Consider the following 17,313-nt stretch of genomic DNA (forward strand, 5'->3'; position numbering starts at 1 on the left):
AAAGGCAGCCGAAGCTGCCTTTGTGTCCTTGCCCGTTCCGAAGGCCGGGCGTTGCGCTTACTTGCGCTGCGGCGGCAGGTCCGTGCAGGAGCCGTGCGCCACCTCCGCCGCCATGCCCAGGCTCTCGCCCAGCGTGGGGTGAGGATGGATGGTCTTGCCGATGTCCACGGCGTCGGCACCCATTTCAATGGCCAGCGCGATCTCGCCGATCATGTCGCCCGCATGCGTGCCGACGATGCCGCCGCCCAGGATGCGGCCATGGCCATGCGCCTCGGGGCTGTCGTCGAACAGCAGCTTGGTGACGCCTTCGTCGCGGCCATTGGCAATGGCGCGGCCCGATGCCGTCCAGGGGAAGACCCCCTTCTTGACCTTGATGCCCTGGGCCTTGGCCTGGTCCTCGGTCAGGCCCACCCACGCCACTTCCGGGTCGGTGTAGGCCACGCTGGGGATCACGCGGGCATTGAAGGCACTGGCGGCCAGCTCCTTGTTGCCCTGCAGTTCACCGGCGATGACTTCGGCGGCCACATGGGCCTCGTGCACGGCCTTGTGCGCCAGCATGGGCTGGCCCACCACGTCGCCGATGGCGAAGATGTGGGGCACGTTGGTGCGCATCTGGATGTCGACTTCGATGAAACCGCGGTCCGTGACGGCCACGCCGGCCTTCTCGGCGGCGATCTTCTTGCCGTTGGGCGTGCGGCCCACGGCCTGCAGCACCAGGTCGTAGACCTGGGGCTCGGGCACGGTGATGCCGTCCTTGGCGGGCGCGAAGCTGACCTTGATGCCTTCGGGCGTGGCTTCGGCACCCACGGTCTTGGTGTTGACCATGATGTTGTCGAAGCGCGGCGCGTTCATCTTCTGCCAGACCTTGACCAGGTCGCGGTCGGCGCCCTGCATGAGGCCGTCCATCATCTCCACCACGTCCAGGCGTGCGCCCAGCGTGGAGTAGACGGTGCCCATTTCCAGGCCGATGATGCCGCCGCCCAGGATCAGCATGCGTTTGGGCACGCTGGCCAGGTCCAGCGCGCCGGTGGAGTCCACCACGCGCGGGTCCTTGGGCATGAAGGGCAGGTGCACGGCCTGGCTGCCGGCGGCAATGATGGCGCGCTTGAACTGCACGATCTTCTTGCTGCCGGTCTTTTCCTGGCCGTCGCCCGTGGTCTCTTCCACCTCAAGGTGATTGGCACCGACGAAGTTGCCGTAGCCGCGCACCACGGTGACCTTGCGCATCTTGGCCATCTGGCCCAGGCCGCCGGTCAGCTTGCCGATGACCTTGTCCTTGTGGCCGCGCAGCTGGTCGATGTTGACCTCGGGCGCGCCGAACTTGACGCCTGCCACTTCCAGATGCTTGACCTCGTCCACGACGGCCGCCACGTGCAGCAGCGCCTTCGAGGGAATGCAGCCCACGTTCAGGCAGACGCCGCCGAGGGTCTTGTAGCGCTCGACGATGACCACGTTCAGGCCCAGGTCGGCTGCGCGGAAGGCGGCAGAGTAGCCGCCGGGGCCACCGCCGAGCACGACCACGTCGCAGTCATAGTCGGCCGCGCCACCAGCGTAGCTGGCTGCAGTCGGAGCGGGAGCCGATGCTGCCGGCGCTGCAGCGGCAGGCGCTGGAGCCGCCGCTGAAGGGGCTGGTGCTGCCGCCTGGGGTGCGGCGGCCGCTTCGCCAGCGGCCTCCAGCGTCAGGATCAGGCCGCCTTCGGCGATCTTGTCGCCGATCTTGACCTTGAGTTCCTTGACCACGCCGGCATGGCTGGAGGGGATCTCCATGGAGGCCTTGTCGGACTCCACGGTGATCAGAGACTGATCCTTGGCGACGGTGTCACCGGGCTGGACCAGCAGTTCGATCACGCCCACTTCGGCGAAGTCGCCGATGTCGGGCACCTTGATGTCGATGATTGCCATGTGTCGGGCCTCCGTTTACAGCAGGATGCGGCGGTAGTCCGCCAGCACTTGGCCCAGGAAGGCATTGAAGCGCGCGGCCGAGGCACCGTCGATGACGCGGTGGTCATAGGACAGCGACAGCGGCAGCGTCAGGCGCGGCACGAACTGCTTGCCGTCCCACACGGGCTTCATCTGACCCTTGGACAGGCCGAGGATGGCCACTTCCGGGGCGTTGATGATGGGGGTGAAGTTCGTGCCGCCGATGCCGCCCAGCGACGAGATCGAGAAGCAGCCGCCCTGCATGTCGGCAGCGCCGAGCTTGCCATCGCGGGCCTTCTTGGCCAGCTCGCCCATTTCCTGGCTGATCTGCAGGATGCCCTTCTTGTCGGCATCGCGCAGCACGGGCACCACCAGGCCATTGGGCGTGTCTGCCGCAAAGCCGATGTGGAAGTACTGCTTGTAGACAAGGGTGTCGCCGTCCAGCGAGGCGTTGAACTCCGGGAACTTCTTGAGCGCCGCGACCACCGCCTTGATCACGAAGGCCAGCATGGTCACCTTGACGCCGCTCTTCTCGTTCTCCTTGTTGGTGGAGACGCGGAAGGCTTCCAGGTCGGTGATGTCGGCCTCGTCGTTGTTGGTGACGTGCGGGATCATGACCCAGTTGCGCGACAGGTTGGCGCCGCTGATCTTCTTGATGCGCGACAGGTCCTTGCGCTCGACCGGGCCGAACTTGGCGAAGTCCACCTTGGGCCAGGGCAGCAGGTCCAGACCGGCGCCGCCGCCGGAGCCGCCCTTGGGAGCCGCCGCAGCCTGGGCCTTGGTCTGCACGGCACCGGCCATGACGGACTTGGTGAAAGCCTGGATGTCGTCGGCCGTGATGCGGCCCTTGTTGCCCGAGCCCTTGACCTCGTCCAGCGGCACACCCAGTTCGCGGGCGAACTTGCGCACGGAGGGCGATGCATGGGGCAGCTTGCCGGTGGGCGCCACGGTGGGGTTGTGTGCAGGTGCAGCGGCAGGAGCCGATGCTGCAGCGGCAGCCACCGGAGCTGCAGCGGCCGGGGCAGCAGTTGCCGGTGCAGGGGCTGCAGCAGCAGGTGCCGGGGCCGCAGCCTGGGCTGCAGGCGCGGCAGCGCCCTGCACGCTCATCTGGCCGACCACGTCGCCCACATTGACCGTGTCGCCGATCTTGAGCGTCAGCGCCGTGATGGTGCCCGCTGCGGGCGAGGGGATCTCCATCGAGGCCTTGTCGGATTCGACAGTGAACAGCGATTGCTCCGCCGTCACGGTGTCGCCGACCTTGACCAGCATCTCGATCACGGCCACGTCCTTGAAGTCGCCGATGTCGGGAATCTTGATATCGATCTGCGTGGCGGCGCCCGAGGCCGCAGGCGCGGCAGCGGGAGCAGCGGCCGGCGCAGGCGCAGGCGCAGATGCAGGCGCAGCAGATGCAGGCGCTGCCACGGGAGCCGGGGCAGCAGCTGCCGGTGCCGGTGCCGGTGCCGCAGCGTCTGCGGTCTCGATCACGGCAATGATGCTGCCTTGCTTGACCTTGTCGCCCAGGTTCACGCGCAGCTCCTTGAGCACGCCGGCGTGGCTGGACGGAATCTCCATCGATGCCTTGTCGGACTCGACGGTGATCAGCGATTGCTCGGCCTTGATCTGGTCGCCGGCCTTGACCAGCACTTCGATCACACCGACTTCATCGAAATCGCCGATGTCCGGAACTTGAATGTCTACCAATGCCATAGGTGTCTCCCGTTCTTACTCAGGCGTGCAGCGGGTTGATCTTGTCGGCCTTGATGCCGTATTTGGCGATCGCCTCGGCCACGGTGGTGGCGTTGATCTTGCCTTCTTCGGCCAGCGCGCGCAGTGCGGCGACCACGATGTAGTGGCGGTCCACCTCGAAGTGCTCGCGCAACTTGCGGCGGAAGTCCGAACGGCCGAAGCCGTCAGTGCCCAGCACCTTGTAGGTGCGGCCCTTGGGCATGTAGGGACGGATCTGCTCGGCGTAGGCCTTCATGTAGTCGGTGGATGCGATCACCGGACCATTGTGCGACTGCAGCTGCTGCGTGACGAAGGGCACCTTCTGCGTTTCCAGCGGATGCAGCAGGTTCCAGCGGTCGGCTTCCTGGCCGTCGCGGGTGAGTTCGTTGAAGCTGGGGCAGCTCCACACGTCGGCGGCAATACCCCAGTCGGCCAGCAGCAGTTCCTGGGCGAAGAAGGATTCGCGCAGGATGGTGCCCGATCCCAGCAGCTGCACGCGCAGGCCGCTTTCCGGCACCTTCTGGCCGGGCTTGCACAGGTACATGCCCTTGATGATCTGCTGCTCGGTGCCGGGCGTGAGGCCGGGCATGGCGTAGTTCTCGTTGAGCAGCGTGATGTAGTAGAAGACGTTTTCCTGCTCCTGCACCATGCGGCGCAGGCCGTCCTGCATGATCACGGCGACTTCGTGGGCGAAGGTCGGGTCGTAGCTCACGCAGTTGGGAATGGTGTTGGCCAGGATGTGGCTGTGGCCGTCTTCGTGCTGCAGGCCTTCGCCGTTCAGCGTGGTGCGGCCCGAGGTGCCGCCCAGCAGGAAGCCGCGCGCCTGCATGTCGCCGGCCGCCCAGGCCAGGTCACCGATGCGCTGGAAGCCGAACATCGAGTAGTACACGTAGAACGGGATCATGATCCGGTTGCTCGTGCTGTAGCTCGTGGCTGCCGCGATCCAGCTGCTCATGCCGCCGGCTTCGTTGATGCCTTCCTGCAGGATCTGGCCGGCCTTGTCCTCGCGGTAGTACATCACCTGGTCCTTGTCGACCGGGGTGTACTGCTGTCCAGCGGGGTTGTAGATGCCGATCTGGCGGAACAGGCCTTCCATGCCGAAGGTACGTGCCTCGTCCACCAGGATGGGCACGACGCGCGGGCCGATTTCCTTGTCGCGCAGCAGCTGCGTCAGGAATCGCACATAGGCCTGCGTGGTCGAGATCTCACGGCCTTCGGGCGTGGCTTCGAGGATGGCCTTGAAGGTGTCCAGCGCAGGCGCCGTGAACTGCTCGCTGGCCTTGACGCGGCGGTGCGGCAGGTAGCCGCCCAGGGCCTTGCGGCGCTCGTGCAGGTAGCGCATTTCCGGCGTGTCGTCAGCCGGCTTGTAGAAAGGCAGGTCGGCGATCTGGCTGTCGGGAATCGGGATGTTGAAGCGGTCGCGGAAGGCCTTGATGTCCTCGTCGCCCAGCTTCTTGGTCTGGTGAACGGTGTTCTTGCCTTCACCGATCTTGCCCATGCCGAAGCCCTTGACGGTCTTGACCAGCAGCACGGTGGGCTGGCCCTTGTGCGAATTGGCCGCATGGAAGGCCGCATAGACCTTCTGCGAATCGTGGCCGCCGCGGCGCAGGTTCCAGATCTCGTCGTCGCTCATGTGCTCGACCATCTTCAGCGCGCGCGGATCGCGGCCGAAGAAGTTCTTGCGCACGTAGGCGCCGTCATTGGCCTTGAACGACTGGTAGTCGCCGTCGTTGCACTCGGCCATGATCTTCTTGAGCACGCCGTCCTTGTCCTTGGCCAGCAGCTCGTCCCAGCCCTTGCCCCACAGCAGCTTGATGACGTTCCAGCCGGAGCCGCGGAACTCACCCTCGAGTTCCTGGATGATCTTGCCGTTGCCGCGCACCGGACCGTCCAGGCGCTGCAGGTTGCAGTTGATCACGAAGATCAGGTTGTCCAGCTTTTCGCGGGCGGCCAGGGAGATCGCGCCCAGCGACTCGACCTCGTCCATTTCCCCGTCGCCGCAGAAGACCCAGACCTTGCGGTTTTCGGTGTCGGCAATGCCGCGGGCGTGCAGGTACTTGAGGAAGCGCGCCTGGTAGATGGCCATCAGCGGGCCCAGGCCCATGGACACCGTGGGGAACTGCCAGAACTCGGGCATCAGCTTGGGGTGCGGGTAGCTGGACAGGCCCTTGCCGTCCACTTCCTGGCGGAAGTTCAGCAGCTGCTCTTCGGAGATGCGGCCTTCCAGATAGGCGCGGGCATAGATGCCGGGCGAGACGTGGCCCTGGATGTACAGGCAGTCGCCACCGTGGTTTTCGTTTTCGGCGTGCCAGAAGTGGTTGAAGCCGGCCGCAAACATGTTGGCCAGCGAAGCGAAGGAGCCGATGTGGCCACCCAGGTCACCGCCTTCGGGTGGGTGCAGGCGGTTGGCCTTGACCACCATGGCCATGGCGTTCCAGCGCATGTAGGCGCGCAGGCGGCCTTCGATTTCCAGGTTGCCGGGACAGCGCGCTTCCTGCGAGGCCTCGATGGTGTTCACGTAGCCGGTGTTGGCCGAGAAGGGCATGTCCACGCTGTTCTGGCGTGCATGTTCGAGCAGGTCCTCGATCAGCTTGTGCGCATATTCGGCGCCTTCACGATCGATGACGGCCGACAGTGCGTCCATCCATTCGCGCGATTCTTGTTGGTCCAGGCCGGCGGGAACGCCTGCATTGCCTTGCGGGTCAGTCTGAGCTGTCATGGGAATGTCTCCTTGCAGAAGGTAGCGTCTTGGGGTCGAACCAGTGAGCGGCGCAGCGCGCCATCGCAGGCGGGTAGTTCACCACGCCTTGCGCGGCACAGACCCTGTCTGGCGAACTTGAAGATACCGATTCACTGCCTCAATGCTCGGCGAGTGTCGCATACTTTTTTCGAATTTCAAATGGTGCTTTTTGATTTCATAATTTGAAATTTTGCTGCAAACGCACATACAGTGAAGACCCCAAAGAACGTCGCCGAAGCGCCTGCGTGGCGACTCCAATACTCCTTAAAAACAGTCAGACTCTCCCCTACACTGGGCGCATGCAATCCTCCCCTTCCGAGCACGGCACGCACAGCCCTGCCCCCATGGCAGGCGTGGCCGCGCCAGTGCGCTGGTGGCGCAGCTGGTGGCGCAGTCTTTCCCCCACGCGCCAGGACCGCTTTGCGGCACTCGCCCCGCTGGCCGCCGTACTGATGTTCATGGCCGCCATCGTCGCGTCGTTCTGGTATCTGCGCATGGAGGAGATCGACCGCGAGAAGGAAGCGTTGCACCGCGACGTGGAATATGCCCAGCAGCGCGTGCGCCTGCGCCTGCTGGAGCGCCAGGAGCAACTGATGCGCATGGCGCGCGACATCAGCAACCACGATCTGGCCGAGTCCGATTTCGCCAGCCGCGCGGAAGCGCTCATCAGCCAGTATCCCGAACTGCAGTCCATCACCTGGATCGACTCCCAACGCCGCATTCTGGCCAGCCAGTCCGCCCCCACCGTGAGCAGCGACCAGTTGCGCATCCCCCGCGAGGTCCTGCGCGCCGGTGACGCCCTGGAGGCCTACCAGCTCGCGCGCGAGATGCAGCAGCCCATCTACGTGCAAGGCCTGGCCCACAAGGGCGAGGCCGCGCCGCTGCTGCAGCTGCATGTGCCGCTGGCGCAGGACGGCCGCTACATCGGCGAGCTGCTGGGCGAGTATTCCGTGGACAGCCTGCTGCGCTACGGCACGCCCACCGAAATCATGGCCCGCTATGCCATGACCATGCTCGACAGCCGGGGCCAGGTTCTGGCCGGCACACCGCTGACGCCGCGCAAGCAAAATGCCACCGACCTGCTGCGCTGGCGCACGGTGGCCAATGAGGACGAGGCTCCGGTCGCCCCCGTGGGCAACAGTCTGGTGCTGCGCGCACAGGCCTACCGCACCTCGCTGGGCGTGGTGGGCAGCGGCCTGTTCTGGCTGGTGGGCACGCTCAGCGCGATGACGGCATGGCTGCTGCTGGCCACCTGGCGCCACACGCGACGCCGCCAGCGCGCGCAGGAAGCCCTGGTTGCCGAAACCAATTTCCGCCGCGCCATGGAGAACTCGGTGCTCACCGGCATGCGCGCGCTGGACCTGCAAGGCCGCATCACCTACGTGAACGCCGCCTTCTGCCAGATGACGGGATGGAGCGAATCCGAACTCGTCGGCCAGATGCCGCCCTATTCCTACTGGCCCGACAACGACTACGACAACCTGCACTCCAAGCTGCGCGAGGAGCTGTCGGGCAAGACCATCGTCGGGGGCTTTCAGGTGCGCGTGCAGCGCAAGAACGGCACGCAGTTCGACGCGCGCCTGTATGTCTCGCCGCTGATCGACGCCCACGGCCAGCACACGGGCTGGATGTCGTCCATGACCGACATCACCGAGCCCAACCGCATCCGCGAGCAGTTGTCGGCCTCCTACGAGCGCTTCACCATCGTGCTGGAGGCGCTGGACGCCTCGGTGTCCGTCGCCCCGCTTGGCAGCGCCGAGCTGCTGTTCGCCAACAAGCTGTACCGGCAATGGTTCGGCTCGCAGACCGATGGCCATCTGCAGCTCGTCGCCCAGGCCGGCGTGCTGCCCGTGCGCTCTCAGCCGCAGGGCATGGACGATGAGGATGGCCTGATGGGCCTGCCCACCGACTCGCTGACCAGCGCACGCAGCGAGAACGCCGAGATCTATCTGCCCGAACTGGGCAAGTGGCTGGAAGTGCGCTCGCGCTACCTGAGCTGGGTGGACGGACGCCTGGCGCAAATGGTGATCGCCACCGACATCACGCCGCGCCGCCTGGCCGAGGAGCAGGCCGATCGCCAGGCCGAGCACGCCCAGTCCGTCAGCCGCCTGATCACCATGGGCGAGATGGCCTCCAGCGTGGCCCACGAACTCAACCAGCCGCTGACCGCCATCAGCAACTACTGCAGCGGCATGCTCACGCGCCTCGAAAAAGGCACGCTGACCGAGGAGCAGATGAAGTTCGCGCTGGAGAAGACCGCCCACCAGGCGCAGCGCGCGGGCCAGATCATTTTGCGCATACGCTCCTTCGTCAAGCGCAGCGAACCCAACCGCACCCTGGCCCAGGTCACCGACATGGTCAGCGAGGCGGTGGAGCTGGCCGGCATCGAGCTGCGCCGCCGCAATGTACAGCTGACCTACCACGTGGCCGAGCGCATGCCGGCCATCATGGCCGACACCATCCTCATCGAGCAGGTGCTGGTCAACCTCATGAAGAACGGCGCCGAATCCATCGAGCAATCGGGCCGACCCAGCCACCAGCGCAACGTGGAACTGCGCGTGGTGCCGCGCACCATCGAGGACCAGCGCGTCATCGAATTCAACGTGCAGGACACCGGCAAGGGCTTGCCGCCCGAGGTGCTGGAGCGCCTCTTCGAGGCCTTCTTCACCACCAAGAGCGAAGGCATGGGCATGGGCCTGAATCTGTGCCGCAGCATTGTCGAGTCCCACCAGGGCCGTATGCGTGCCGAGAACCTCTACAATGGTTCCGAGGTTGTCGGCTGCCGATTTTCATTCTGGCTGCCGCTGGCCCCGCCGGGCGACGCGACAACGCCGGCAGCGACCATTGAACCCACAACAAGGACGATTGCATGAGCTTGATCCCCAAAAAAGGCACTGTGTACGTAGTTGATGACGACGAAGCGGTTCGTGATTCGCTGCAATGGTTGTTGGAGGGCAAGGACTATCGTGTGCGCTGCTTCGACTCGGCCGAGACCTTCCTCTCGCGCTACGACCCACGCGAAATCGCCTGCCTCATCGTCGACATCCGCATGGGCGGCATGACCGGCCTGGAACTGCAGGACCGACTGATCGAACGCAAGTCTCCCCTGCCCATCGTCTTCATCACCGGCCACGGCGACGTGCCCATGGCGGTGAACACCATGAAGAAGGGCGCACTGGACTTCATCCAGAAGCCGTTCAACGAGGAAGAACTGCTGAACCTGGTCGAGCGCATGCTGGACCATGCCCGCGAAGCCTTTGCCGGCCACCAGCAGGCCGCCAGCCGCGACGCCCTGCTGGCCAAGCTGACCAGCCGCGAAGCCCAGGTGCTCGAGCGCATCGTCGCCGGCCGCCTGAACAAGCAGATCGCCGACGATCTGGGCATCAGCATCAAGACCGTGGAGGCGCACCGCGCCAACATCATGGAAAAGCTCAACGCCAACACCGTGGCCGACCTGCTCAAGATCGCCCTGGGCCAGGGCCAGACCGCTGCGGCGGCCAAGGCGGCCGTCGCAGGATAAGCACCGACGCCATCCCCTGCTTTTTTCAAAGGGCTGCTAGCGCTTGACCAACAAGCCCTAGCAGCATTTTTATTTTGGTATCCACTGCAATGACAGCCCAACTCATCGACGGCAACGCCCTCTCCCGCCAACTGCGTGCCGAAGTCGCACAGCGCGCCACTGCCCTGAAGGCCCGAGGGACCACGCCCGGCCTGGCCGTGGTCCTGGTCGGCGACAACCCGGCCTCCCAGGTCTATGTGCGTAACAAGGTCAAGGCCTGCGAGGACGCAGGCTTTCATTCCGTACTGGAGAAGTACGACGCCTCGATGACAGAAGCCGAACTGCTGGCCCGCGTCGAGGCGCTGAACAACGACCCCGACATCCACGGCATCCTGGTCCAGCTGCCGCTGCCCGCCCACATCGACGACCACAAGGTCATCGAGACCATCTCGCCGCTCAAGGATGTGGATGGCTTTCACGTAGCCAGCGCCGGCGCGCTGATGGTGGGCGAAGTCGGCTTCAAGGCCTGCACGCCCTATGGCTGCATGAAGATGCTCGAATCCATCGGCATGAAGGACCTGCGCGGCAAGCACGCCGTGGTCATCGGCCGCTCCAACATCGTCGGCAAGCCCATGGCCATGATGCTGCTGGCCGCCAATGCCACCGTCACCATCTGCCACAGCGGCACGGCGGACCTGGCCGCCATGACGCGCCAGGCCGACATCGTGGTCGCCGCCGTGGGCAAGCGCAATGTGCTGACCGCAGACATGTGCAAGCCTGGCGCCGTGGTCATCGACGTGGGCATGAACCGCAACGACGAAGGCAAGCTCTGCGGCGACGTGGACTTTGACGGTGTCAAGGAAGTGGCCGGCTTCATCACCCCCGTGCCGGGCGGCGTCGGCCCCATGACGATTACCATGCTGCTGGTCAACACCATGGAGGCGGCCGAGCGCGCCGCCGGCTGACCAGGAGCTGACAAGCATCGGGCGGCTCCCCGGGGAGCCGCTTGATTTCAATGCACCCGACGGCATCTGACACGCATGAGCAATCCCCTCCTCGAATCCTCCGACCTGCCCCTGTTCGATCGCATCCGCCCCGCCGACGTCGGCCCGGCCATCGACCATCTTCTGACCGGGGCCTGCGAGGCCCTGGAGACCGTCACGGCACCTGACTTCCCCGCGCGCTGGGATTCGATCTCCGCCGTGCTCGATGTCGCCACCGAGAAGCTGGGAACCGCCTGGGGCGCCGTCAGCCACCTCAACAGCGTGGCCGATACACCCGAGCTGCGCGCTGCCTACAACGAATCCCTGCCCAAGGTCACCGAGTTCTGGACGCGCCTGGGCGCCGACGAGCGGCTGTACGCCAAGTACAAGGCCATCGACCCTGCCACGCTCAACGTGGAGCAGCGCGCCGCCTGGGACCATGCCATGCGCAATTTCGTGCTGTCTGGCGCGGAGCTGCAGGGTGAAGCCAAGCTGCGCTTTGCCAAGATTCAGGAACGCTCGGCCGAACTCACGCAGAAGTTCAGCGAGAACGCGCTGGATGCCACCGATGCATTTGCCTACTACGCCACGGCCGATGAGTTGGACGGTGTGCCCCAGGACGTGTGCCAGGCCGCCCGTGCCGCCGCCGAAGCCGAAGGCAAGCAAGGCTTCAAGCTCACGCTGAAGATGCCCTGCTACCTGCCCGTGATGCAGTTCGCCACCAGCAGCGCGCTGCGCGAGAAGCTCTACCGCGCCTATGTGACACGCGCCTCCGACCAGGCAGAGGGCGATGCCCGCCGCTTCGACAACACGGCCAACATTTCCGAAATACTTGCCCTGCGCAAGGAAGAGGCGCAGCTGCTGGGCTACCGCAACTTCGGCGAGATCTCGCTGGTTCCCAAGATGGCGCATTCTCCGCAGCAGGTGATCGACTTCCTGCGTGACCTCGCGCACCGCGCCCGCCCCTATGCCGAAAAGGATGTCGCCGACCTGCGCAGCTTCGCACGCAAGGAACTGGGCCTGGCCGATCCCCAGCCCTGGGACTGGGCCTATATCTCCGAAAAGCTCAAGGAAGCGCGCTATGCCTTCAGCGAGCAAGAGGTCAAGCAATACTTCCCCGCCCCCAAGGTACTGGCCGGACTGTTCAAGATCGTGGAGACGCTGTTCGACGTGGCCATCCGCCGCGACGTGGCGCCGGTGTGGCATCCCGCTGTCGAGTTCTATCGCATCGAGCGCAGCACGCCGCAAGGCCCCCAACTGGTCGGCCAGTTCTACCTGGACCAGCCCGCACGTTCGGGCAAGCGCGGCGGCGCCTGGATGGACGATGTACGCACCCGCTGGCTGCGCCCCGATAGCCACAAGCTGCAGACGCCGGTCGCGCACCTGGTCTGCAACTTTGCCACCGGCGTTGACGGCAAGCCGGCCCTGCTCACGCACGATGACGTGATCACGCTGTTCCATGAGACAGGCCATGGCCTGCACCACATGCTGACCCAGGTCAACGAGCGCGATGTCTCGGGCATCGCGGGCGTGGAATGGGACGCGGTGGAACTGCCGAGCCAGTTCATGGAAAACTTCTGCTGGGAGTGGGAAGTGCTCAAGCACATGACCGCCCACGTGGACACGGGCGAGCCACTGCCGCGCGCACTGTACGACAAGATGATCGCGGCCAAGAACTTCCAGTCTGGCATGCAGACGCTGCGCCAGATCGAGTTCTCGCTGTTCGACATGCTGCTGCACACCGAGCACGATCCGAAGGCCGACATCATGCCGCTGCTGGCCCAGGTTCGCGCCGAAGTGGCCGTGCTGCCCTCGCCCGCCTACAGCCGCTCGGCCCATACCTTCAGCCACATCTTTGCAGGCGGCTACGCAGCGGGCTACTACAGCTACAAGTGGGCCGAAGTCCTCTCGGCGGATGCCTATGCGGCCTTCGAGGAAACCATGCTGGCCGATGGAACCCCCAACCCCGAGACAGGCCGCCGCTACCGCGAGGCCATTCTTGAAGCCGGCGGATCCCGCCCGGCGATGGAGTCGTTCAAGGCCTTCCGTGGCCGCGAACCCCAGCTGGACGCGCTATTGCGCCACCAGGGCATGGCCGAGGCCTGAGCCTGGCAACCCGGTCTGCAGCGCCCCGATGGGGCGCTTTTTCCTGGCCCGGCAACTCCACCGGACGCGCAGCCACATCCTGCGACTCCAGAAGATGGCCCAGGATGAATGGCACGCTATGCTTGCAGGCACTCCTGTGCGGGCATCCATCCGGCGAGTGGTCGCCGCCCCGGCACGAAACCCTTCTTCCGAAACCGAGATCGTCCATGCAGTCTTCTCCCAGCCTTGGCCACGGCGCCCTGCGCCACCTGATGCCATGCCTCGCCCTCGCCTGCCTTGCCGCCGCGCTGCCAGCCGCCGCACAGCAGGTCTACCGTATCGTCGGGCCGGATGGAAAAGTCACCTTCTCGGACCGCCCCGCCCAAAGCGCACAGCCGCAGGCAGCGCCCGCCGCCCAGGCAGTGGCGGGCGCCTCGGACAGCAACGCAGGCCTGCCCTATGCGCTGCGCCAGATTGCGAGCCGCTTTCCAGTGACGCTGTACTCCTCGTCCGATTGCACGCCTTGCGATAGCGCTCGTCAGTTGCTGCAGTCCCGGGGCATCCCCTATGCCGAGCGCCTGGTGCAGACCGAGGCGGACGCGGCAGCCCTGAACAAGCTCAGCGGGCAGACCGGACTGCCGTTTGCCACCATCGGCAAGCAGTTTCTGACCGGCTTCTCCTCCAGCGAATGGACGCAGTACCTGGATGCCGCAGGCTACCCCGCAAGCTCCCAGCTGCCTGCCCAGTACAAGCGGCCACCCGCGCAGCCCCTGACCACACCCAAGCCTGCCGCACCGGCCGCATCAGCGCCCGCCGCAGCACCCACCGCCGTGGAGCAGGCAAACAGGCGCGCCCCCATACCCGCCCCCGCGCCTGGTGCACGCACCAGCGACAACCCCGCAGGCCTGAGCTTCTAGGCAGACACTGCCGCAGTCAGGAGCCCGGCCGTGGATTCCATGCTGTCCGACGTGGCCTGGACCTTGGCCAGGCTGGGCATTCTTGTGGGCCTGCCTGCGCTCATCGGGTGGGTACTGGTGGCAAGGCCTTCGTGGCGAGAGCCGTTGCGGCTAACCTGCCTGGTGCTGGTGCCCTGCCTGATCACGCTGTGGTTCATGCATGACGGAGGCCTGGGCAACGGTCTCAACCGCCTGGCCTACTACATGACGACGGCTGGCTTCTTTGCCATCTACGCCGGGCTGGCGGCCGTCACCTGGCTCATTCAGCGCATCAAAAAACAGCGCACGCAAGCTTCATTGCGCGCGCTGTGTCTCGGTGGCATGGCCCTGCTCGTCTGGACCGCAGGCGCTGCGGTGTTCGAGAGCATCGGCTAGCAGCCGAGAGGCCAGGACCGGCTTCCTGCCTCAGTAGTCGAGCGTCTGCACGCCTTCAGGCGTGCCCAGCAGGCAGACCGATGCCTTCTGGTGCGCAAAAACGCCCACGGTGACCACGCCGGGCCACTGGTTGACCTCGGACTCAAAGGCCAGCGGCTCAGCAATCTTCAGGCCGCGCACATCAAGAATGTGCTGGCCGTTGTCCGTCACCAAAGGAGCGCCGTCCTTCATGCGGATCTCGGCCCGGCCACCCCTGGCCTCGAAACGCCGGGCAATCTGGGCAGCAGCCATGGGAATCACCTCCACCGGCAGCGGAAAGTCTCCCAGCACCTCGACGCGCTTGGAGGTATCGGCGATGCAGACAAAGCGCTCGGCCAGCGCCGCAACGATTTTCTCGCGCGTCAGTGCCGCGCCCCCGCCCTTGACCATGTAGCCCCGGCCGTCGATCTCGTCGGCGCCATCGATGTATACCGACAGGCGGTCCACCTCGTTGGCATCCAGCACCTTGATGCCCAGCGCCTTCAGGCGCTCGGTGCTGGCCACGGAGCTGGACACGGCCCCAGGGATCTGGTCCTTGATGGAGGCCAGCGCATCGATGAACTTGTTGACCGTCGAGCCCGTGCCGACGCCGACGATTTCGCCGGGCACTACGTAGGCCAGAGCGGCTTGCCCGACCAGGGCTTTGAGTTCATCTTGGGAAAAAGAGGCAGCAGATGTCGTCATGAGGGAAAATCCAGGTAATCCTTCGATTATCCCCATGTCTTTGATCCCCTACGCCCTGACCCGTCCCTTTCTCTTCGGCATGGACCCCGAATCCGCCCACGATCTCACGATGAACCTGATGGCAAAGGGGCAGAACACGCTCCTGCAGCAGGCCTGGGCCCAACCCATGGTGAGTGATCCCGTCGAGCTTGCCGGACTCAGGTTCCCCAATCGCGTCGGCATGGCTGCAGGCCTGGACAAGAACGCACGCTGTATCGATGCGCTGGCCGCCATGGGCTTCGGCTTCGTCGAGGTGGGCACCGTGACTCCGCGCGCGCAGCCCGGCAACCCCAAGCCGCGCATGTTCCGCATCCCCGAACGCAATGCGCTGATCAACCGACTGGGCTTCAACAACGAAGGCCTCGATGCCTTCCTGAGCAACGTCAAGCGCTCACAGGCCCGCGCCATGGGCAAGCCCATGCTGCTGGGGCTGAACATCGGCAAGAACGCCAGCACGCCCATCGAAGAAGCCACCAGCGACTACCTCAAGGCGCTCGATGGCGTCTACCCGCATGCCGACTACGTGACGGTGAACATCAGCTCGCCCAACACCAAGAATCTGCGTGCCCTGCAAAGCGACGAAGCGCTGGATGCCTTGCTGGGAGCGATTGCCGAGCGGCGCGAGCAACTGGCCACGCAGCACGGCAAGCGGGCGCCGGTGTTCGTGAAGATCGCACCCGACCTGGATGAGGAGCAGGTCGGCGTCATCGCCACCACGCTGCAGCGCCACGGCATGGACGGCGTGATCGCCACCAACACCACGATCAGCCGGGATGCCGTCAAGGGCCTGCCCCACGCCGAGGAAACGGGCGGCCTTTCCGGCGCGCCGGTGCTGGAGGCCAGCAACCAGGTCATCCGCCAACTGCGCTCTGCGCTGGGAAGCCGCTACCCCATCATCGGCGTGGGAGGCATTCTCAGCGGCGAAGATGCGGTCAGCAAGATCCGGGCGGGCGCCGATGTGGTCCAGATCTACAGCGGCCTGATCTATCGGGGCCCCTGCCTGGTACCAGAGGCCGCACGGGCCATCGCGCAACTGCGTTGACTGCCGCGTAATCCGCGTGCTGACCAAAGAAAACGCCCGGCATGCCGGGCGTTTGTTGTGCAAGAAGCCTTGCAAGGCGTTATCTCAGCCCCTGCGCTGCTGAAGGCGTGCCAGCAAAGGCATGAGTGTGGTGCCGATGCGGATCAGTTTGCGCGGCCCCATGACCAAGGCAGCGGCAGCCGCCACGCCCACGGCCACGGGGTGCAGACGCGCAAACGTTGCGACGCGCTCGATCAGCGGTGCATCCGGGCGCACGTGTGTGGCGGCACGGCTCAGCGCCCGGGCCTGGGCCACGGCCGCCGAGCGCGCCCTGAGGCGCTCGCGCTGCTGGGCAATGCGCTGCATCACCTGCTGCTGCTCCACGGTGGAAGTGGGCCACAGCGCCGCATTGGGGCCCGTGGGCCTGGGCGACGCAACCTCGTCGCGGGACTGGGAAGCATTGGAAGCATTGACCATGGTTACAGCCTCTTCTTCAGCGCCTGCCAGTCATGGCTCAGCTCGTTGCGGGTGAGGATGAAAGGGCGTGCCAGGCGTCGTACGGCCGCAAGCAACTGCCACAAGGCAATTGCAAGGATAGCCAGCCAGCCGCCAAACAGCAGCCAGGCCACCATCACGCGGTGCTCGGTGTCCCAGAACTGCACCAGCACCGCCACGGACAGCATGAGCATGACCACGACGCTGAGTCCGGCCAGCGCGATCAGCAGCACGACCACGGTCTGCATGCTGCGCTTGTGCTGGACCCATTCAAGCCGAGCCAGGTCAGTACGGTCCTCGGCGGCAATGGCCAGCTCGATCACGGCAGCACGCCAGCGCGCCACCCAGGCATCCAAACCCAGAAGGGAAATCCAGTTCACAGGCATCCTTTTCTGGTCAGGCATGCCGTTGATCAGCGACGGCCCAGCATGAAGCCCAGCAAGGCGCCCACAGCCAGGGCCGCGCCAGCCACACGCCACGGCTCGTCGTGGGCATAGCGATCCGCCGCATAGGCGGCATCCTTGGCTTGGCGGGCCGCTTCCTGCGCGGCGCGCACAGCCGAGTCACGCACATTGGACATGCCGTCATCGATACGCTGGCGCAGCATGTGGATTTCCGGCACGGCATCCAGCTCCTTGGCAGACAGCAGGCCACGCAGGTCGCTGACCAGTTTTTCAAGATCGGCTTGCGCGGTGGAGACGGTTTCAGTGATCGACTTCGTCATGATGAGCCTTTCTATTGAGGTGAAAACA

The 17,313-nt window shown here is 65.3% G+C and carries 14 protein-coding genes; 7 read left to right on the top strand and 7 right to left on the bottom strand.

From position 1 onward, the window contains the following. Positions 1-57 precede the first annotated feature (57 nt). The 3 genes from lpdA to aceE are packed head-to-tail and all read right to left on the bottom strand — an operon-like array spanning position 58 to position 6,364. Positions 58-1,902, bottom strand: coding sequence for a dihydrolipoyl dehydrogenase (gene lpdA, locus ACF8ML_RS16120; RefSeq protein WP_043790151.1), 1,845 nt, complete (start codon positions 1,900-1,902; stop codon positions 58-60). Positions 1,903-1,917: 15 nt separating this feature from the next. After that, positions 1,918-3,627: a dihydrolipoyllysine-residue acetyltransferase gene (gene aceF / locus ACF8ML_RS16125; RefSeq protein WP_392407400.1), complete on the bottom strand. Its 1,710-nt coding sequence runs from the start codon at positions 3,625-3,627 to the stop codon at positions 1,918-1,920. Positions 3,628-3,646: 19 nt separating this feature from the next. Continuing rightward, positions 3,647-6,364, bottom strand: a complete 2,718-nt coding sequence (gene aceE, locus ACF8ML_RS16130) for a pyruvate dehydrogenase (acetyl-transferring), homodimeric type (RefSeq protein ID WP_016447107.1) — start codon at positions 6,362-6,364, stop codon at positions 3,647-3,649. 320 nt (positions 6,365-6,684) lie between these two features. On the opposite strand from aceE, the gene ACF8ML_RS16135 reads away from it, so the two are divergent. The 6 genes from ACF8ML_RS16135 (at position 6,685) to ACF8ML_RS16160 (ending at position 14,283) form a co-directional block, all read left to right on the top strand. Beyond that, positions 6,685-9,258 carry a PAS domain-containing sensor histidine kinase gene (locus ACF8ML_RS16135; protein WP_016447108.1) on the top strand — a complete coding sequence of 858 codons (2,574 nt, stop codon included), beginning with the start codon at positions 6,685-6,687 and terminating at the stop codon, positions 9,256-9,258. Then, entirely contained in the window at positions 9,255-9,905 is a 651-nt protein-coding gene (locus ACF8ML_RS16140; RefSeq protein ID WP_012205807.1) for a response regulator transcription factor, read from the top strand. Before ACF8ML_RS16135 ends, ACF8ML_RS16140 begins: the two co-directional genes overlap by 4 nt. 89 nt (positions 9,906-9,994) lie before the next feature. Next, positions 9,995-10,849 carry a bifunctional methylenetetrahydrofolate dehydrogenase/methenyltetrahydrofolate cyclohydrolase FolD gene (folD, locus tag ACF8ML_RS16145; RefSeq protein WP_016447109.1) on the top strand — a complete coding sequence of 285 codons (855 nt, stop codon included), beginning with the start codon at positions 9,995-9,997 and terminating at the stop codon, positions 10,847-10,849. A gap of 75 nt (positions 10,850-10,924) precedes the next feature. Beyond that, positions 10,925-12,973, top strand: a complete 2,049-nt coding sequence (locus tag ACF8ML_RS16150) for a M3 family metallopeptidase (RefSeq protein ID WP_017405846.1) — start codon at positions 10,925-10,927, stop codon at positions 12,971-12,973. Between the two features lie 206 nt (positions 12,974-13,179). Next, complete coding sequence (locus ACF8ML_RS16155) at positions 13,180-13,869, top strand: glutaredoxin family protein (RefSeq protein ID WP_392407402.1); 690 nt, start codon at positions 13,180-13,182, stop codon at positions 13,867-13,869. Between the two features lie 39 nt (positions 13,870-13,908). Beyond that, positions 13,909-14,283 (top strand): hypothetical protein, encoded by a 375-nt coding sequence (locus ACF8ML_RS16160; protein WP_223275203.1) that lies wholly within the window; start codon positions 13,909-13,911, stop codon positions 14,281-14,283. Between the two features lie 30 nt (positions 14,284-14,313). Here the strand turns inward: ACF8ML_RS16160 and rpiA are convergent, their stop codons facing one another. Continuing rightward, positions 14,314-15,006, bottom strand: a complete 693-nt coding sequence (rpiA, locus tag ACF8ML_RS16165; RefSeq protein ID WP_392407404.1) for a ribose-5-phosphate isomerase RpiA — start codon at positions 15,004-15,006, stop codon at positions 14,314-14,316. Positions 15,007-15,040: 34 nt separating this feature from the next. Between rpiA and ACF8ML_RS16170 the strand changes: the two genes are divergently transcribed. Further along, positions 15,041-16,087 carry a quinone-dependent dihydroorotate dehydrogenase gene (locus ACF8ML_RS16170; RefSeq protein WP_046239218.1) on the top strand — a complete coding sequence of 349 codons (1,047 nt, stop codon included), beginning with the start codon at positions 15,041-15,043 and terminating at the stop codon, positions 16,085-16,087. 84 nt (positions 16,088-16,171) lie between these two features. Here ACF8ML_RS16170 and ACF8ML_RS16175 read toward each other — a convergent pair whose 3' ends face one another. From ACF8ML_RS16175 to ACF8ML_RS16185, 3 genes are read right to left on the bottom strand one after another with little or no spacing between them, the layout of a single operon-like run. Beyond that, positions 16,172-16,543, bottom strand: coding sequence for a hypothetical protein (locus tag ACF8ML_RS16175; RefSeq protein ID WP_017405841.1), 372 nt, complete (start codon positions 16,541-16,543; stop codon positions 16,172-16,174). Between the two features lie 2 nt (positions 16,544-16,545). After that, positions 16,546-16,965: a phage holin family protein gene (locus ACF8ML_RS16180; protein WP_392407405.1), complete on the bottom strand. Its 420-nt coding sequence runs from the start codon at positions 16,963-16,965 to the stop codon at positions 16,546-16,548. A gap of 8 nt (positions 16,966-16,973) precedes the next feature. After that, positions 16,974-17,285 (bottom strand): DUF883 domain-containing protein, encoded by a 312-nt coding sequence (locus tag ACF8ML_RS16185; RefSeq protein WP_016447117.1) that lies wholly within the window; start codon positions 17,283-17,285, stop codon positions 16,974-16,976. Positions 17,286-17,313: the final 28 nt, after the last annotated feature.

Source organism: Delftia sp. WSY_10 (assembly GCF_043104705.1).
Taxonomy (GTDB): Bacteria; Pseudomonadota; Gammaproteobacteria; order Burkholderiales; family Burkholderiaceae_C; genus Comamonas; species Comamonas tsuruhatensis.